We start from the raw sequence: 18,122 nt of genomic DNA, 5'->3' as shown, positions 1-18,122 counted from the left end.
GAGGATGGCGACACGATGGTGCAGCGCATTCTTGAGCCGGCGGAAATCGAATCGATCGACCACATCGCCATTGCGCGTGTGCGTCTGCCCGATCGCGCGGAGGTGTTCAGCGCACGGGCCCAGCGCCTGCGGCAGCTCGCGGCGTCGAATCCGATCGGACCCTACCTGGAACTGATGGCCACCGTTGCCGACGCGCAGCACGCAGTGGCCCGGACGCTGCAGATCCCACCCCTTGCCGCAGACGCCATCGAGCGTGCCGGCGAGCACTGCATGCCACTGGTGCCCGCGCAGGACGCCGGCGCACCGCTGAGTGCCGCCGCATTGTTCACGCACCTTGCGGACACCGTACCGGCACTGGCCGCCCCGCTGGCGGCGCTGCGCACGATGTCGCCCGACGCGCTGGCTACCCAGGTCCAGGCGCTGCTTGGCTTGCACGACGCCGCGCCCGTCGACACCACCATTGCCCCGCTACTGATGGCCGCGCTTCAGCTCGACCGCACGGTCCTGGCCAGCCAACTGCACGAGCAGGATATCCCCGTGCTGGACGTGCACACGGTCTGCCCGGTCTGCGGCACGCCGCCGGTGGCCAGCATCGTGCGCATCGGCGGCCGCTACCAGGGCCTGCGCTACCTGCACTGCGGCCTGTGCGCCACCGAATGGCATATGGTGCGCGTCAAGTGCAGTCATTGCGAGACTACCGAGGGCATCAGCTACTACGCCGTGGAGGGACACGGCGAAGCGCTCAAGGCCGAAACCTGCGACCAGTGCCATCACTATCGCAAGATCGCCTATATGGAAAAGGACCCGATGGTCGAGCCGCTGGCCGACGATCTGGCCTCGCTGGCGCTGGACGTGATGATGGGCGACGCCGGCTATGGCCGCGCCAACGGCAATCCGCTGCTGTGGCTGGCCAACGACGATGATCCTGACGACGAACATGGCGATGTGGAGGTGGCAGACGGGGGGCGCCGATGAACGACAGCGTGTCGATGCCGGCGCGTCCGGCTGACATTCCATCGGTCGACCGCGTGCTGCGGCTACCGGGCCTGCAGCCGTTGCTGGACCAGTACGGCCGCACGCCCGCCACCGCCGCGTTGCGCCGGCTGCTGGACACGCTGCGCGCCCGCGCCGTGGCCGGACAACTTGCCCGGCAGGCGATCACCGACGACGCACTGTGCGAGGCGCTGGCCGCGCAACTGGCGCGCGACAGCCAGCCGCGCCTGCGCGCCGTATTCAACCTGACCGGCACGGTGCTGCACACCAACCTGGGCCGCGCGCTGCTACCCGACAGCGCGGTGCAAGCCGTGGTGCGTGCCATGACCGCGCCGGCCAATCTCGAATTCGACCTAGGAACCGGCGGCCGTGGCGACCGCGACGATCTGGTCGACGACCTGCTGTGCGAACTGACCGGCGCCGAGGCGGCCACGGTAGTGAACAACAACGCGGCAGCCGTGTTGCTGATGCTCAACACGCTGGCGCAGCGGCGCGAGGTGGTGGTGTCACGCGGCGAACTGGTGGAGATCGGCGGCGCCTTCCGCATTCCCGATGTCATGCAGCGCGCGGGCGCCAAGCTGGTCGAGATCGGCACGACCAACCGCACGCATCCGCACGACTACGGCAATGCCATCGGCGCGCGCACCGCGCTGCTGATGAAGGTGCACTGCAGCAACTACGAGATCACCGGCTTCACGCGCAGCGTGGAGGTGGCCGAGGTGGTGCGCATTGCGCAGCCGCACGGGCTGCCCGTGGTGGTGGATCTGGGCAGCGGCACGCTGTGCGATCTGACGCAGTGGGGACTGCCGCAGGAAACCACGGTGCGCGAGACCATCGCCGCCGGCGCAGATCTGGTCACGTTCAGCGGCGACAAGCTGCTGGGCGGCCCGCAGGCGGGCCTGATCGTGGGCCGCGCCGACCTGATCGCGAAGATCAAGAAGAACCCGCTCAAACGCGCGCTGCGCGTGGGCAAGTTGACGCTGGCCGCGCTGGAGCCGGTGCTGCGGCTGTATCGCGATCCGGAAACACTGGCGCAGTCGCTGCCCACGCTGCGGCTGCTGACCCGGCCCGCTGGTGATATCGCCGCGCTGGCCGAACGACTGCAGCCCGGTCTGCAGTCGTCGCTTGGCGATGGCTGGCAGGTTTCGGCCGTGCCGATGGTCAGCCAGATCGGCAGCGGCGCGATGCCCGGCGGCCAGTTGGCGAGTTTCGGCCTGGTGATCGGCCCGCGCGACGCCGGCAGGCGCACCGGCCGGCGGCTGCAGCAACTGGAAGCTGCGCTGCGCACGCTGCCGCGCCCCGTGATTGGCCGCGTGGCCGAAGACGTGCTCTGGCTGGACCTGCGCTGCCTGGAGCCGGTCGACGAGGCCGCGTTTGCCGACCAGTGGCCGGCGCTGGCGGAGGCGCTGCGCGCATGATCGTCGGCACGGCTGGCCATATCGACCACGGCAAGACCACGCTGGTACGCGCGCTGACGGGCGTCGACACCGACCGGCTCAAGGAAGAAAAGGCGCGCGGCATATCGATCGAACTCGGCTACGCCTACACGCCGCTGCCCGACGGCGACGTGCTGGGCTATATCGACGTGCCCGGCCATGAGCGATTGATCCATACGATGGCGGCCGGGGCCAGCGGCATCGACGTGGCGCTGCTGGTGGTGGCCGCCGACGACGGCGTCATGCCGCAGACACGCGAGCACCTGGCCATCGTCGAACGCCTTGGTGTGCCGCGCGCCGTGGTGGCACTGACCAAGGCCGACCGCGCCGATGCCGCGCAACTGGCCAACGTACGCGGTGAAATCGACAACCTGCTGGCAGGCAGCCCCTACGCGGGCGCGCAGGTCTTTGCGCTGAACGCGACCGACGATGCCGATCCCGGCGTAGCCGGCTTGCGCGCGTGGCTGCACGATGCGGCGCAACAGATGCCTGCGCATGGCGCCAATGGCCTGTTCCGGCTGGCGGTGGACCGGGTCTTCACGCTGGGCGGGCATGGCACGGTGGTCACCGGTACCGTGTTTGGCGGACGCGTGGCCGTGGGCGACGTGATGCAGGTGGCGCCGTCGGGGTTGCCTGCGCGCGTGCGCAGCATCCATGCACAGAACCGTCCGGCCGAGGCCGGCGTGGCCGGCCAGCGATGCGCGTTGAACCTGGCCGGTATCGACAAGGCGGACATCCGGCGCGGCGATTGGATCGTCGATCCGGCGTTGATGTCGCCAGTCACGCGACTCGATGTCCGGTTCGCGCTGGAGCCCGGCGCGGCCATCCGCATCGGCCACTGGACGCCGCTGCATATCCACCTGGGCGCCGCGCACCGCATGGCCAACGCCGTGCTGCTCGAAGGCGAATCGCTTGAAGCCGGCGGTTCCGCGCTGGCGCAGCTGGTCTTTACCGCGCCGGTCTGCGCGCTGGCCGGCGACCGCTACATCGTGCGCAATGCCCAGGCCACGCAGACCGTGGGCGGCGGCGTGGTGTTGGACAACGTGGCACCAGAACGGCACCGGCGAGCCCCGGCACGACTCGATTGGTTGCACGCGGTGGAGCGCATGCTCGATGGCCAGGGCCTGCGCCCGCTGCTGGAGAACGCGCCGCACGGTTTGACCGCGCCCCGGCTGGTGGCGCTGACGGGGCTGCCCATCGACGCCCACGTGCTGCCCGACGATGCGCTGCGCGTGGGCGATACGCTGATCCTGTCGCGCCATCTCGACACACTGCGCGCCCGGGTGCTGGAGACCCTGACTGCGTTTCATGCGCGCATGCCGGACGAGCCCGGACTCGGTTCCGGATCGCTGCGCCGCGTGGCGTTTGCCGGCGCGCCGATTCCCGACGCGCTGTGGTCGGCGTTGCTCGACGTATTGCTGCGCGAGCAGGCGTTGGAGCGGCACGGCGGCTGGCTGCGCCTGTCCGGCCACGCCATCACGTTCACCGACGCCGAGCAGGCACTGGCCGCGCGTCTGCTGCCACGCGTGGAGGCAGGCGGCTTCGATCCGCCCTGGGTACGCGACCATGCCCTGGCGCTCGGCGAGCCCGAGGATCAAGTGCGGCAACTGCTGCGCAAGCTCGCACGGCAGGGTGCGGTGCATCAGGTGATGCGCGATCTGTTCTACGCGGAAGACGTCATCGAGACGCTGGCCAGGCTGTTCGGCACGCTGGCCGCGGCCATGGGGCGCGTGGAGGTGGTGGCATTTCGCGACGCGGTGGGGCTGGGCCGCAAACGCGCGATCCAGATTCTGGAGTTCTTCGATCGCGCGGGATACACTCGCCGCGTGGGAAATGCCCGGATGCTGCGGCCTGATAGTGAGTGGCGGCCGTTGGGGCAGGTTTCTGTACCGCCGTCATAGGCTCGCTCCCCTTTGTTTTGCTCCCCTCTTCCGCAACGCCGGAGAGGGGTTGGGGGAGAGGGCAACGAGGTTCTGCTTGCCGATCTGTCGCAAATTGCACCGCCTGCCCTCTCCCCCGCCCCTCTCCCAGAGGGAGAGGGGAGAAAACCGTAGTACTTCAAAAAGGAAGGCATCCGTATCCGGTGATGCGGCCGGGCTTCAAACCCGGTTGGGGGCGCCAGACGTTCCCAGGTAGGTTCGACTCCTGCTGCTTTCCGCCCTCCCCCCATTTGCGTTTCGCATTCGCTACCGGCATGGCCTAACATGCTTAAGGCAGCGGTTGGGCTGTTTCGAGTCTCGAACTTCTCATCCAGGGGATCACCATGGACAGACGCGCATTCCTGCGGCTTGGCGCCGCCGTACCAGTTTCCATCGGCGCCGCCGGCATCAGCCCGGCCTTCGCAGCCACCACTTCTCCCACCTCTTCAGACCCCTACCCGGCAAGTGCCGGCTGGCGCGTCTACGAGATGACCACCGAAATCCAGCTACCCGCCGCCTCGGCACCGGCCACGGTCTGGGTGCCGCTCACGGCGCGAAACCTGGGCGACTATCAGCACACCGTCTCCACCGAATGGCAGGCGCCCGGCGCCCAGGCGCGGGTCATGCGCGCGGGTAGCGCCGAGATGCTGGTCATCGACTGGCCCTCGCCCACGCACGGCGCGCCGCTGGCGGGCAAGCTCACCAGCACCGTGGCGCTGCGCGACCGCGAGGTCGATCTTGGCGCGGCACCATCGTCCGGCGCCGGGCGGGAATCGGCGGCGGCGTTGCGCGACTACCAGCGGCCCACCCGGCTGATGCCCACCGATGGCATCGTGCGCCAGACCGCGCTGGCCATCACGGCCGGCATGACCGACGACTTGACGAAAGCACAGGCGATCTACCAATGGGTGGTGGACCACACCTGTCGCGATGCCAGCGTGCGCGGCTGCGGCACTGGTGACGTGGTAAAGATGCTCAAGACCGGCGGCATCATGAATGGCAAGTGCGCCGACATCAACGGCCTGTTCGTGGCGCTGGCCCGCGCAGCCGGCATTCCGGCGCGCGACGCGTACGGCATCCGCGTGGACGACTCGCAGCGGGGTTTCCGCGCGCTCGGCAAGGCTGGCGACATCAGCAAGGCCCAGCATTGCCGCTCCGAGTTCTACGCGGCCGGCTATGGCTGGATTCCGGCCGATCCGGGCGATGTGCGCAAGGTCGCGCTTGAGGAAGTCCCCGGTGGCCTGCCGATGACGGACAGCAAGGTGCGCGCCGCGCGGGCCATGCTGCTGGGCGCCTGGGAAGGTAATTGGGTCGCGTACAACCACGCGCACGATGTGCGCCTGCCCGGCAGCGGCCTAGCGCCGTTGCCGTTGCCGTTCCTGATGTATCCGCAGGCCAAGACCGTCGCCGGCACGCTGGACAGCCTTGACCCCGCCGCATCCGGCTATCGCATCGCATCACGCAGGGTGGCCTGATGGCGGAATCGACGCAACGCGAGCATGAGGTCCGGCTGACGTCGCTGGCGCATGGCGGCGGCTGCGGCTGCAAGATCGCGCCGGGCGTGCTCAGCGAGATTTTGCGCAGTACGCGGCATTTTCCGGCGCCACCGGCCCTGCTGGTCGGCATCGAGACCAGCGACGACGCCGCCGTGTACCGCATCAACGACAGCCAGGCGCTGGTAGCCACCACGGACTTCTTCATGCCCGTGGTGGACGACCCCCACGACTTCGGGCGGATCGCTGCCACCAATGCCATCTCCGACGTCTACGCGATGGGCGGTACGCCGATCATGGCGCTGGCGCTGGTGGGCATGCCCGTCGACAAGCTGTCGCCGGAAACCATCGGCAAGATCCTGGCAGGCGGTGAAGCGGTCTGCGCCGAAGCAGGCATTCCCATTGCGGGCGGGCATTCGATCGACTCGGTGGAGCCGATCTACGGGCTCGTGGTGATGGGGCTGGTGCATCCTGACCGTGTGCGCCGCAATCGCGACGCGCGGGCCGGCGACGTGCTGGTGCTGGGCAAGCCGCTAGGCGTGGGCGTGTACTCGGCAGCGATCAAGAAGGGCACCCTCGACGCGTACGGCTATCGGCAGATGATTGCCAGCACCACGCAACTGAACACACCGGGCAAGACACTCGGCGAGCTGGACGGCGTGCATGCGATTACCGACGTGACGGGTTTCGGCCTGCTTGGCCATCTGCTGGAGATGTGCCGTGGCAGCGGGCTCACGGCCACCATCGACATGGCGCACGTGCCGTTGCTGCCAGGCGTGGCTGCACTCGCGGAAGCGGGAGCCGTGACGGGCGCATCCAAACGGAACTGGGCCGGGTATGGCCACGAGGTAACGCTGGATGCCGGGGTATCCGCAGTGCAGCAGGCGCTGCTGACCGATCCGCAAACCAGTGGCGGCTTGCTGGTGTCGTGCGCGCCGGAGGCCGTCGATGCGGTGCTGGCCGTGTTCCGGCGGGAGGGATTTGGTCACGCCGCCGTGGTGGGCGTGATGAAGGAAGGGGTGGCGGGCGTCAGCGTCACCGCCTGAAGGAAACCGGTTCCCTCTGTCACGTAGAGGACGGAGGGAAATCGGGCACCTTGACGATCTACTCCTCGATCTACTCCTCCTGGAACGCTTCCTCGCGCTTGGCCTTGATCGACGGCAGCGCCACCACCGCCACCAGCGCAGCGGCGGCAATCAGCAGACCCATCGACAGCGGCCGCGACACGAACACGCTGAAGTCGCCACGCGACAGCAGCAGCGTGCGGCGGAAGTTCTCTTCCATCATCGGTCCCAGCACAAAGCCCAGCAGCAACGGCGCGGGCTCGCAGCGCAGCTTCAGGAACAGGTAGCCGATCATGCCGCATGCAGCCGCCACGAACACATCAAACACGGTGTTGTTGACCGAGTAGACGCCGATACTGCAGAACGTCAGGATGGCCGGATACAGGAAGCGGTACGGCACGGTCAGCAGCTTGACCCAGATACCGATCAGCGGCAGGTTCAGCACCACCAGCATGAAGTTGCCGATCCACATCGAGGCAATCAGCCCCCAGAACAGCGACGGGTTGCTGGTCATGACCTGCGGACCCGGCTGGATGTTGTGGATGGTCATGGCGCCCACCATCAGCGCCATCACGGCGTTGGGCGGAATGCCCAGCGTCAGCAGCGGAATGAACGACGTCTGCGCCGCCGCATTGTTGGCCGACTCGGGGCCCGCCACGCCTTCGATCGCGCCCTTGCCAAATTCATGCGAGTACTTCGAGGTCTTCTTTTCCAGCGAGTACGCGGCAAACGACGCCAGCGACGCACCACCGCCCGGCAGGATGCCCAGCGCCGACCCCAGCACGGTGCCGCGCAGCACGGCCGGGATCATGCGCTTGAAGTCCTCGCGCGTGGGGAACAGGCCCGATACCTTGTCCGTGAAGGTTTCGCGTGTTTCCTTCTGCTCCAGGTTGGCGATGATCTCGGCAAACCCGAACAGGCCCATGGCCAGTGCGGTGATGCTGATGCCGTCGGTCAGCTCGGGCACGTCGAACGAGAACCGCGCGGCGCCCGAGTTCACGTCGGTACCGACCAGGCCCAGCAGCAGGCCCAGCACGATCATCCCCACGGCCTTGACCAGCGAGCCCGATGCCAGCACCACGGCGCCGATCAGGCCCAGCACCATCAGCGAGAAGTATTCGGCGGGGCCGAACTTGAACGCCAGTTCCGACAGCGGCGTGGCAAACGCCGCCAGGATCAGCGTGGCGACACTGCCCGCGAAGAACGATCCCAGGCCGGCTGTGGCCAGCGCCACGCCGGCGCGGCCGCGACGAGCCATCTGGTAGCCGTCCAGCGTGGTACACACCGACGACGACTCACCAGGCAGGTTCACCAGGATGGCCGTGGTCGAACCGCCGTACTGGGCGCCGTAGTAGATGCCCGCCAGCATGATCAGCGCGGCCACGGGCGGCAGCGAATACGTGACAGGGAGCAGCATCGCGATCGTCGCCAGCGGGCCCAGGCCCGGCAGCACGCCGATCAGCGTGCCGAGCACGCAGCCCAGGAAGGCATAGGCAACGTTCTGCAGCGACAGCGCCGTGGAAAACCCCAGCGCGAGGTGGCTCAACAATTCCATGTTCCGTGCCTCCTCAGTTCGTCAGGAACGCCGGCCACACCGGCATCTGCAGGTTGATGCCGTAGACGAATGCAACCGTGCTGATCACCACCAGCACCACGGCATTCAGGCAGGCGCCCTTCCATGTGAATTCGTGGCTCGCCATGGACGACGTCAGCACCAGCACCAGTACCGACAGCACCATGCCCAGCGGCTTGAGCACCAGGCCGAACAGCACCACCGACCCCAGGATCCACAACAGTGTCTTGATGTCCCAGTGCGCCATGCGGTCGGACTCGCCCTTGGGCGATGTCGATCCGATGGCCACCACCGCGCCCAGCAGCGCCAGCACGATGCCAAGCCAGAAAGGGAAATAGCCGGGGCCCATGCGGGCCGCCGTTCCCATCGTGTAGCCGCGGGCGATGAGTGAAAAACTCAGCCCGACGCCAATGAACATCAGCCCGGACAGGAAGTCCGTCTGTCTCCGTATCTGCATGTGTTTCCCCGTTTCTCGTCTACGCACCGATTCCGTCTGGTTGCGGCGATTGGTATTGTCGGTGCAGGAAGTGCGAGACCTTACATCATGACGTGATGTAATTGGACGCCGATACGGGAAATCCCCGACAATTAATTTTGGAAATTGCGTTCGGTAATATTTACATCACAACATGATGCAATAAGGAATACATTTCAGGCAGCGTCGTGAAAAATGATGCCCAGCGTCTGCCGATGTCCCGCATGCAGACGGCTTACGCCGTGCCGCAGATTCACGCGGTACGTGCCCCGCGTGCCCTGCACGGGCCGCTGGCTGACGGCGAACGCCACGGCATCGCCCTTGCCCAGCGACACCACCTCTGCGCGCGACTGCATGCGCGGCCGCTGCTCGGTCATCACGAACTCGCCGCCCGTGAAGTCCTTGCCCGGTTCGGACAGCAGGATCGCCACCTGCAGCGGAAAGACCTGCTCGCCATACAGGTCCTGGTGCAGGCAGTTGTAGTCGCCGGCCTCGTACTGCAGCAGCAGCGGCGTGGGCCGCGACTGGCCCGCGCGGTGGCAGCGGTCGAGATAGTCGGCATGCACGGCGGGGTAGTCGATACCGACACCCATCGCTTCGTTCCATCGATTGGCGATTGGGGCCAGATGCGGGTAGAGGGTGCTGCGCAACGCCGCGACGACCTCGGGCAGCGGATAGGCAAAGTACTTGTACTCCCCGCTGCCGAAGCCGTGCCGCCGCATATCGATGCGCGAGCGGAACAGCGCATCCTGCCTGTAAAGGCCAGCCAGTTCGTCGCATAGGGCCGGCGTGATCAGCGACCGGATGGCGGCGCAGCCGAAGGCGTCGAGATCGCGCCCGATCGCGGGCCAGTCGAGCGCATCCACGCGGCGACTGATAGTGGACGGATGGGCCAAGGGGGGTCGGGAGGTCATGACTGGCGGCACTCCAGGATCGTCGGAACAAGACGAACGAAAAAAAGAGCAAAAAATTTCTCTTGAAATGAGATCGATTCCCATTTACTATTCACTCACTGTCTGACGCACGGCACGCCGCCGACACCGGACAGGAACAGATTTGGAACCGATTGCAGGGCGTGGTACCGCAGTAAGTCAGGGTGAGTCTTCCCCCCTTCGATACCGCGCCCGATACCGTCTTTTGTGGGGACCGCTCCGACACACGGAGCGTTTGGTAGTAGCCAGCTGCAGGAAGATCGGGAAAACATCCAGACCCCGTTTTCCCGATCGCGTCATCCTGCAGCAAGCCAGGCCACCTTTTTATTCCGCGCGCCGTGCAGGCACAGCGCGCCGTCCGGACCGATGCACCATGGTCGATCAGACGCATCCGCCTGCTTCCGCCAAGTTCCGGTGGAAGGCACGCCGGCCACAGGGCGCCGGACCGGGCCTTCCGCCGTGGATCCTCCAACTGGAGTATTAACCGTGCGCCCCTCGATGGGCGCGAGCTGCCGCATGACTACGTCGACCGTGAACGCCGATGCCGTACCTCTCAAGCGCGCTGGCCTGAAAGCCACCTCGCCACGCATGCACGTGCTGGAAGCGTTTCGCAACAGCAATCGTCGGCACCTGAGCGCGGAGGATGTCTACCGGCAACTGCTCGAACTCGACGTCGATGCGGGCCTGTCCACCGTCTATCGCGTACTGAACCAGCTCGTGCAGGCCAATATCCTGCTGCGCCACAGCTTCGAAGCCGACCATGCCGTCTTCGAACTTAACGAGGGCGGCCACCACGACCACCTGATCTGCGTGAGCTGCGGACTGGTTGAGGAATTCAGCGACGAAGGCATCGAGCAACGTCAGCGGCAGGTGGCGGCACAGAACGATTTCGTGCTGCGCGAGCACATGCTGGTGCTCTATGGCCTGTGCCCAGCCTGTCAGCAGGCTAACGTGGAAACCGCCACGGGAGTGGTCCACAAGTAACTCGGACGTTTCTTACACAAACGCCAAGTGCCGTTACAAAGGCGTGCAAACCGTAATACGCCAGATGGGTAAAGTGGAGTCATAGCACCCCACCCATGGTGATTACGATGAACAAGCGCCTCCTGTCCGTTTCTCTTTTCCTTGCCGGCGCCGCCGCGCTGGCCACTTCCACCGCCGCCATGGCGCGCGTCGACGTCGACGTGAACCTGGGCGTGCCTGTTGCGCCAGCACCGGTCTACGTCGCCCCGGCTCCGGTCTACGCCGCACCCCCGCCTGTCTACGTCCAGCCCCGCCCGGTTTATGTGGCGCCGCCGCCCCCGCCGCCCGTGGTGTACCGCCCGGCCCCGCCGGTGGTGATCGCCCCCGTGCCGGCCGTTGTCATTGGCTGGCACGGCGAACGCTACTGGGATGGCCACCGCTGGTACGACCGTCGCGAATATCACGCCTGGCACCAGCACGACCGCGGCTATGACCATGGCTACGACCGCGGCTACTATCGCCGCTGATCGCCTTCCGTCATGACCGGGCCACGGCCGGCGCAGGTGCCGGCGTGGCCGGGCGCAGTACCAGCCAGACGGCCACGCCGATCAGCAGCATCCCGGCGGCATGCGCCCACGACAGCGTTTCGCCCAGGAACATCCAGCCCCAGACGATGCCGAACGGCGGAATCAGGAAGGTCACGGTCAGCGACCGGACCGGCCCCAGGTTGGCGATCAGCTTGAAATACAGCACGTAGGCGATGGCCGTGCAGAACATGCCCAGGCCGAGCATGCTGGCCCAAACCCCCATCCCCGCCGCCGGCAACGTGTTTTCGCGCAGCAAGGCCACCACGCTGAACGGGAACAGGAACAGCGCCGCACCGATCAGGCTGCCGCCCGCCACCAGCCGGGCATCGAGCCCGCCCTTCGCGGTAATCCAGCGGCGCGTCAGGAAACCCGCCAGCCCATAGCACGACGTGGCCACCAGACAGGCCAACGCACCCAGCAAGACGTCGTGCGAGAACACCACCGGCCCGGTGCGCGTCAGCACCGCCACGCCCGCCAAACCCATCAGCACCCCCGCCGCCTTGGCGCGCGTGAGCTTTTCGGCAAAGAACAGTGACCCGATCACCACGCCCATCAGCGGCGTCATGGCGTTGAAGATGGCCGAGTAGCCAGCCGGCAGCCATAGCGCGGCAACCGAATACATCACGAACGGAATGCCCGAATTGATGATGCCGAGCATGACGACGGCGGGCCATTTCCCTTTCATATCCCATTTCACGCCCAGCATTGGCAGGCAGGCCACCAGCGTCACGGCGCCCACCAGCACACGGAAGAATGCCGTCGGAAACGGACCCAGCACGGGGGCGGCGATCCGGATGAAGAGGAAACTGGCTCCCCAGATGGCGGCGAGCAGCAGGAGGCGGAACAGGTCGGAGGGCTTCATTGGTGTGGTTGAGGCAATGATCCGGTTTGAATACGTCAAACCGTTGCGGTAATGCTACGGGTACAGCGGTTCATGGAATTCAGGCGTTGTTCCTCATGGCCCATGACGCCTATTTCAGCCCAAATCCGGCTTGCTGGCTGGCTGTAAGCGGACATGCGGCCGGCGCGGATTGCCGCCGTTTGCGCGACATCGATATGCAGAAAAAGACCTATTTCACGCCCAAAAGCGGGGCAAAATTCACCTTTGTTGCGTTTTCGCCGCAATATCGCTTTCGAATGGCTTTCGGAATCACCCCCCCGAGGTAGGGGGCACTACCACAGGGCGTGACATGGCGTATTCAGTTCTATTAAAATCTGCCCTGCGCCAGAGTTAATTGACCCCTCCGACGCATTCCCGACAAGCCGCCAGGCAACTGGCGGCTTCTTTTTTTTCTGGCGTCGTAAATCACGTATCGTAGCGACTGCGGAGCGTTGCAGGGATGGGGCGCTTCGTGCACGTTGCATTCTTGCGTCAACCGCCACCCCTGGTTTTGCGTTGCCTGCCACATGAAACGACAGTTCCTCGGCTTGCTAGCCCGCGTCTACGTCATGCAATTCGCCATGGAGGTGCCCGCCACCGTGGCCATGCTTGCAGAAATGCTCATGGAATACGGATTCCAGGTAGACATCGGCACCGTACGACCTTTGCTGCGCGCGCTGCAGATGGAAGGCTATCTGGAAAGCGTCCTGCGTGACGGCATCGGACGCGTTTATCTGCTCACCGAGCAGGGCCGCGAGGAGCTGGCAAGCAGCCGCTCCCGCATCGACGACCTGTACCGGCGGCTGCACAATCCGACCGGTGCGGAAGAACCCATGGCCGTCACCTCGAATACCTGAGCGCCCCCGCTCCCGCGAAACCCGGCTGCCGCCCTGGCGTCAGCCGGGTTTTATTTTGGCCGGAGCGTACCCGTTTCTGCGTGCCGCCTGGCAGCGACTCCGTGCACCCGTGGCCGTCAACCCGAGGCTGTCAACCCGGAAAGTCCGGGCTGATTGGAACGGGTGTGCCGTGATACCTTTCTCACGCCTAGTCGTACCTTCGCGCCCGTCAGCAACGCCACACCCAAGGCGGTCAGTTGCCACACGCCGCGCGCCCGTATCGCCCCGGAACACATGCCTCGATTACTGCCATCGCTCAAGGCGCGCATTGCGCTGATCACCACGGTGCTTGCCGCCGTGCTGGGCACCGGCATCGTGCTGGGATCGCTCTACTACGCCCAGGGCGACCTGGAAGACGTGCTGCAGAACCAGCAGGAGTCCATCGTCAAGCTGTCCGTGGACCAGCTCGACACGGCGATGCAAGACCGCATCGTCATGCTGACGCACCTGGCGCCGCAACTGAGCGGGGCGCTGGCAGCGGCGCCGAGCTTGTCCCGCGACACGTTGCGCAGCCGCATGAAGGATGTAGTGACGCGCTCGGTGCCTACGCCCGAAGCGTTCGATTCCATCCTGGTAGCGGACGCCCGCGGCAGCCTGCTGACCATGAACGGCGGCGCGCCGGCCGACATCAGCGACCGTGCCTACTTCCGCGAGGCCGTGCGTACCCACAACTTCGTGGTGGCCGCGCCGCTGCGGGCACGGACCGATGGTTCGATGGGCGTACTGCTCGCGGTGCCCATCCTGTCGCCATCGGGCGAATTCATGGGCCTGGTCGCGGGCTGGCTGAACCTTGCGCATTCCAACTTCCTGGTGGAAATCGGCCATAGCCGGCTGGGCATCACGGGCTTCTATTGCCTGGTGTCGGCCGGCGCGGCGCCAGTGTACATCCAGCATCCGGACCCTGCCCAGGCCAACCGGCCGGCCCCGATCACCGGCAATACCTGCGGCGTCGACGACCGCACCGCGCCTCTTGAATTCCTGACCCCGACGCGGCCCGTCATCGCTCGCCGGATCATGGCCACCACGGGATGGGAACTGGTGGCCGTGCTGCCTGCACGGGAGGCCTATGCGCCGCTGCGCCAGATGCAGCGGCGCTTCCTGATGATGTCCGGCATCGTGCTGGCCGTGGTGGCACTGCTGATCTGGCTGGCCCTGCGTCGCCTTCTCATGCCGCTGTCCCGCCTGCACCAGGTGGTGCGCGACAGTGCCAGCGACGTGGATGCCTTTGAACGGCTGCCGCAACCCCAGCGCGACGAGATCGGCGATGTCACGCGCGCGTTCACCCGCCTGATGCGCGACGTGCGCCAGCGCGGCCAACAGCTCGCCCGCAGCGAACGCCGGCTGCGCGCGGTGACCGATACCCTGCCCGTGCTGCTGGCCTTCATCGACAACGACGAGCGCTACGTTTTCAACAACGCGGCCTACGAGCGCGCGTTCGGCTTGCCGGTGGATCGGATTCGCGGCATGACCGTGCGCGAGCTGATAGGCGAGGAACGCTACCTGCGCGCCCAGCCCCATCTGCAGCGGGCGCGGGCCGGCAGCGTGATCAGCTTCGAGGGCGAGTTCGCGCATCCGCACCCTCACTGGATGGAAACCACCTATCGTCCCGAATGGAGCGAGGACGGCAAGCAGGTGGTAGGTGTACACATCCACGTGGAGGACATTACGCAGCGCAAGCTGGAGACACAGCGCCTGGCGCATCTGTCGCAGACCGATCACCTGACCCAGTTGCAGAATCGCGGCGCGTTCGAGGCGCACCTGCGCGACGCCATGGCGCTGGTCCGCAGCGAGAATCGTCTGATGGCGTTGCTGTATCTGGACATGGACCGCTTCAAGGCCGTCAACGACACCCATGGCCATGCCACCGGCGACCTGCTGCTTCAGTCTTTCGCGCTGCGGCTGCGTCGCTGCGTACGCAAGCAGGATCACGTGGCCCGGCTGGGCGGCGATGAATTCGCGGTCATCCTGGCGGATATCGATACGCCAACTGCGGCCCGGCGAGTGGCCGAAGCCATCCTGGAATCGGTGGGGAGGCAGTTCTATTTCGACGGCGTGACGACCGATGTGGACGTCAGCATCGGGGTGGCCCTGTACCAGGGCGCGCCGCTCAGCGAAGAGGCGCTGATGCGGATGGCCGATGTGCTGCTGTATCGCGCCAAGGCACTGGGCCGTGGGCGGTACGAGATCGGCCCGGCGGAGTTGCTGACGCTGGCCAGCGACGACTTTCGGCGCTGAAAGCCGCCGCCGGGTGCGGTGGAGAGTGGGTCAGTGCTTGGTGCTCAGTGTTTCGTAGATTCGTCGGAAGCGTCCGACGCCTGGGGCGCGTCGGCGTCGAACGGCACATGGCGCCCGTCGGCCGACTGGTAACCCAGCTTGGCGTTCTCGCCCATCATCCGCTCGTAGGCCAGCATCGCTTCGGCCACGGCCTTCGATTCGCCCCTGAACACCACCACGTCATTGCCGCAATTCGGGCACTGGCCGCCGAATACGGCATCGATGCCATGCAGCCCCGGCGCCGGGATGGCGTCGAAATTGGTGAATGCCGTCTTGCATGATCCACAGACCAGCTGCGCGGGCCGTAGCGCGTCGACGCGTGCTTGTGCCTGCTGCGCCCGTTCCTCGGGCGTACCCCGCCGTTTTGCCTCACCCATGATGCTGTCCTTTCACTGCCTGAGTCGTGAACTGCCGCCTTCTGTGCGCTTCGCCGGCCATCACGCAATTTGCATGGCAGCACGGCAGTCAGCAGAGAACTTGGCAGAGGCGGCCATTGTAGAACAGTCCGGCGGCACGCCCGTGAAAGCGGCGCACGCCCCAGTGACCCGGCATAGTCGCCACATGCCTGCTATTGTGGATAACGGTTGCCTACCACTTATCCCCCTAGGAGGACACCGATGATTCGACCCAACGTGCAGGAAAACTTCAAGCGCTACGCCGACTGTATCGCCGCGTGCAATGCCGCCGCCGCCGCTGCACTGAAGTGCGCCGCCGCGTGCCTGGAAGAACAGGACACCCGCAAGATGGCGCGCTGCATCGCACTCGACATGGACTGCGCGGGCATCGCCAACCTGGCGGCGTCGTACATGCTGCGCAACAGCGAATTCGCGCCGCTGGTCTGCGAGGACTGCGCCGAAGTATGCAAGTGGTGCAAGGAAGAATGCGAGCGGCACGACCACTGGCACTGCCAGGAATGCGCCAAGGCGTGCACGGCCTGCATGGAGATGTGCCTCAAGATGACCGCCTGACCGCGTGATTGCGTGATCGCGTAACGGCGCGCTCACCACGCGGCTCGCGCCGCAGGCCCTGCCAGGCAACCACCGCCGGTCCACGCACAAGCACGCGCCGGCGGCAGGGCTATGCGGCGCATATGCCACCGGGCGGCTATCCTTTAGGTCCCTCTCAGATTCCCGCTGTGACCTCTTTCCTGAAGGAGCCCGTCCCATGTCCGAGAAGTCCACCGCCACCCGTATCGAGAAAGACAGCCTGGGCGACGTTGCCGTCCCCGCCGACCATCTCTGGGGTGCGCAGACCGAAAGGTCGCGTCAGAATTTCCGCATCGGCAGCGAGAAGATGCCGCCCGCGCTGATCGAGGCGTTCGCGGTATTGAAGCTGTGCGCCGCACGCGCCAACCGTGAACTGGGCGTGCTCAAGCCCGAAGTGGCCGACGCCATCGAAAAAGCCGCCGAGGAAGTCATCGCCGGCAAGTGGCCGGCCGAGTTTCCGCTGTCGGTCTGGCAGACGGGCTCCGGCACGCAGACCAACATGAACCTCAACGAGGTCATTTCCAACCGCGCGATCCAGATGCTTGGCGGCGAAGTGGGCAGCAAGAAGCCGGTGCACCCGAACGACCACGTCAACGCCAGCCAGTCGTCGAACGACAGCTTCCCCACGGCGATGCATATCGCCGCTACCCGCGCCATCCAGCAGACACTACTGCCGTCGCTAGAGAAACTGCAACAGACCTTCGCAAAGAAGGTGGAAGCGTTCTCCGACATCGTGAAAGTCGGCCGCACCCATCTGCAGGATGCCGTGCCGCTGACGCTGGGCCAGGAATTTTCCGGATACATGACGCAGGTGTCCGATGCCCAGTCGCGCCTGCAGCAAGCCATGCTGCGCGCGATGCCGGTGGCGCAGGGTGGCACCGCCGTGGGCACCGGGCTGAACGCCCCGCAGGGCTTTGCCTCGGCCTTCGCCCGCGCACTGGCCGCCTATACCGGCCTGCCGTTCGAACCCGCCGCAAACCGCTACGCGCTGCAGGCCGCGCACGATGCGCTGGCCGATCTGTCGGGCGCGCTCAACACCACGGCGTCGTCGTTCCTGAAGATCGCACGCGATTTCATGCTGCTGGGCTCCGGCCCGCGCGCCGGCTTTGCCGAGCTGCAGTTGCCGGCCAACGAACCGGGGTCGTCGATCATGCCCGGCAAGGTCAATCCGACGCAGGCTGAAGCGTTGGCGATGGTCTGTTGCCGCGTGATCGGCAATCACACCACGGTCACGCTGGCCAATAGCCTGGGCACGCTGGAGCTCAATGCATACAAGCCGGTGATCGTCTACAGTCTCTTGCAATCAGTGACGCTGCTGGCCGATGCTGCAGCAAGCTTCGCCGAGCATATGGTGGAAGGCGTGGAACCGGATCGTGCCCGCATCCAGGAATTGCTGGAACGCTCGCTGATGTCGGTGACCGCGCTGAATCCGCATATCGGCTATGACAAGGCCGCCGAGATCGCCAAGCTGGCGGTCAAGAAAAACCTGTCGCTACGCGAAGCCGCCATTGATTCAGGTCACGTAACAAATGAACAGTTCGATCAGTGGATCGACTTCAAGGCGATGACGAAGGAAGTCTGACCCCGCGCCGGAAGGCGATACGGAACGGGGCGCGGCCTTCCGGGTCTATGCACAACCCTGGCCGCGCGC

At 65.9% G+C, this 18,122-nt stretch carries 17 protein-coding genes and 1 tRNA gene; 13 read left to right on the top strand and 5 right to left on the bottom strand.

The genetic code is table 11. The features are described from left to right. Positions 1-15 precede the first annotated feature (15 nt). The 6 genes from fdhE (at position 16) to selD (ending at position 6,887) form a co-directional block, all read left to right on the top strand. Positions 16-975: a formate dehydrogenase accessory protein FdhE gene (gene fdhE / locus MFF62_RS09585; protein WP_238262510.1), complete on the top strand. Its 960-nt coding sequence runs from the start codon at positions 16-18 to the stop codon at positions 973-975. Beyond that, complete coding sequence (gene selA / locus MFF62_RS09580) at positions 972-2,411, top strand: L-seryl-tRNA(Sec) selenium transferase (RefSeq protein WP_238262509.1); 1,440 nt, start codon at positions 972-974, stop codon at positions 2,409-2,411. The genes fdhE and selA overlap by 4 nt, the downstream gene beginning before the upstream one ends. Continuing rightward, positions 2,408-4,330 (top strand): selenocysteine-specific translation elongation factor, encoded by a 1,923-nt coding sequence (gene selB / locus MFF62_RS09575; protein WP_238262507.1) that lies wholly within the window; start codon positions 2,408-2,410, stop codon positions 4,328-4,330. The genes selA and selB overlap by 4 nt, the downstream gene beginning before the upstream one ends. A 164-nt stretch (positions 4,331-4,494) precedes the next feature. Beyond that, positions 4,495-4,587, top strand: a tRNA-Sec gene (locus MFF62_RS09570). A 105-nt stretch (positions 4,588-4,692) separates the two neighbouring features. Beyond that, positions 4,693-5,823: a transglutaminase-like domain-containing protein gene (locus tag MFF62_RS09565; RefSeq protein WP_238262505.1), complete on the top strand. Its 1,131-nt coding sequence runs from the start codon at positions 4,693-4,695 to the stop codon at positions 5,821-5,823. Next, a complete protein-coding gene (gene selD, locus MFF62_RS09560) occupies positions 5,823-6,887 on the top strand; it encodes a selenide, water dikinase SelD (RefSeq protein ID WP_238262503.1) in 1,065 nt (354 codons plus the stop codon). The genes MFF62_RS09565 and selD overlap by 1 nt, the downstream gene beginning before the upstream one ends. Positions 6,888-6,957: 70 nt before the next feature. Here the strand turns inward: selD and MFF62_RS09555 are convergent, their stop codons facing one another. The 3 genes from MFF62_RS09555 to MFF62_RS09545 all read right to left on the bottom strand — a co-directional run bounded on the left by MFF62_RS09555 (position 6,958) and on the right by MFF62_RS09545 (position 9,867). Further along, positions 6,958-8,460: a tripartite tricarboxylate transporter permease gene (locus tag MFF62_RS09555; RefSeq protein WP_238262501.1), complete on the bottom strand. Its 1,503-nt coding sequence runs from the start codon at positions 8,458-8,460 to the stop codon at positions 6,958-6,960. A 13-nt stretch (positions 8,461-8,473) separates the two neighbouring features. Beyond that, a complete protein-coding gene (locus MFF62_RS09550) occupies positions 8,474-8,935 on the bottom strand; it encodes a tripartite tricarboxylate transporter TctB family protein (protein WP_238262499.1) in 462 nt (153 codons plus the stop codon). A gap of 194 nt (positions 8,936-9,129) precedes the next feature. After that, positions 9,130-9,867 carry a 2OG-Fe(II) oxygenase gene (locus MFF62_RS09545; protein WP_238262497.1) on the bottom strand — a complete coding sequence of 246 codons (738 nt, stop codon included), beginning with the start codon at positions 9,865-9,867 and terminating at the stop codon, positions 9,130-9,132. Between the two features lie 534 nt (positions 9,868-10,401). Between MFF62_RS09545 and fur the strand changes: the two genes are divergently transcribed. Both fur and MFF62_RS09535 read left to right on the top strand, forming a co-directional pair. Then, the gene (gene fur / locus MFF62_RS09540; RefSeq protein WP_238262495.1) at positions 10,402-10,869 is read left to right on the top strand and encodes a ferric iron uptake transcriptional regulator; all 468 of its coding nucleotides are present in this window, start codon (positions 10,402-10,404) and stop codon (positions 10,867-10,869) included. A 107-nt stretch (positions 10,870-10,976) separates the two neighbouring features. Continuing rightward, entirely contained in the window at positions 10,977-11,375 is a 399-nt protein-coding gene (locus tag MFF62_RS09535; protein WP_238262493.1) for a hypothetical protein, read from the top strand. 10 nt (positions 11,376-11,385) lie between these two features. Here the strand turns inward: MFF62_RS09535 and MFF62_RS09530 are convergent, their stop codons facing one another. Further along, positions 11,386-12,297: a DMT family transporter gene (locus MFF62_RS09530; RefSeq protein ID WP_238262491.1), complete on the bottom strand. Its 912-nt coding sequence runs from the start codon at positions 12,295-12,297 to the stop codon at positions 11,386-11,388. 95 nt (positions 12,298-12,392) lie between these two features. On the opposite strand from MFF62_RS09530, the gene MFF62_RS09525 reads away from it, so the two are divergent. The 3 genes from MFF62_RS09525 to MFF62_RS09515 all read left to right on the top strand — a co-directional run bounded on the left by MFF62_RS09525 (position 12,393) and on the right by MFF62_RS09515 (position 15,446). After that, positions 12,393-12,602 carry a hypothetical protein gene (locus tag MFF62_RS09525; protein ID WP_238262489.1) on the top strand — a complete coding sequence of 70 codons (210 nt, stop codon included), beginning with the start codon at positions 12,393-12,395 and terminating at the stop codon, positions 12,600-12,602. Positions 12,603-12,842: 240 nt separating this feature from the next. Further along, the gene (locus MFF62_RS09520; protein ID WP_238262487.1) at positions 12,843-13,172 is read left to right on the top strand and encodes a PadR family transcriptional regulator; all 330 of its coding nucleotides are present in this window, start codon (positions 12,843-12,845) and stop codon (positions 13,170-13,172) included. A gap of 273 nt (positions 13,173-13,445) precedes the next feature. Then, the gene (locus MFF62_RS09515; protein WP_238262485.1) at positions 13,446-15,446 is read left to right on the top strand and encodes a sensor domain-containing diguanylate cyclase; all 2,001 of its coding nucleotides are present in this window, start codon (positions 13,446-13,448) and stop codon (positions 15,444-15,446) included. A 44-nt stretch (positions 15,447-15,490) separates the two neighbouring features. On the opposite strand, the gene MFF62_RS09510 is transcribed toward MFF62_RS09515, so the two are convergent. Next, on the bottom strand, positions 15,491-15,862 hold the full coding sequence (locus MFF62_RS09510) for a hypothetical protein (protein WP_238262484.1): 372 nt from the start codon (positions 15,860-15,862) through the stop codon (positions 15,491-15,493). Positions 15,863-16,102: 240 nt separating this feature from the next. Between MFF62_RS09510 and MFF62_RS09505 the strand changes: the two genes are divergently transcribed. After that, the gene (locus MFF62_RS09505) at positions 16,103-16,453 is read left to right on the top strand and encodes a four-helix bundle copper-binding protein (RefSeq protein WP_238262481.1); all 351 of its coding nucleotides are present in this window, start codon (positions 16,103-16,105) and stop codon (positions 16,451-16,453) included. Between the two features lie 196 nt (positions 16,454-16,649). After that, complete coding sequence (gene fumC / locus MFF62_RS09500) at positions 16,650-18,053, top strand: class II fumarate hydratase (RefSeq protein WP_238262479.1); 1,404 nt, start codon at positions 16,650-16,652, stop codon at positions 18,051-18,053. Positions 18,054-18,122: the final 69 nt, after the last annotated feature.

This window comes from Cupriavidus pauculus (genome assembly GCF_022179805.1).
Classification (GTDB): Bacteria; Pseudomonadota; Gammaproteobacteria; order Burkholderiales; family Burkholderiaceae; genus Cupriavidus; species Cupriavidus pauculus_E.
This window is presented reverse-complemented; position numbering and strand designations above follow the sequence as displayed.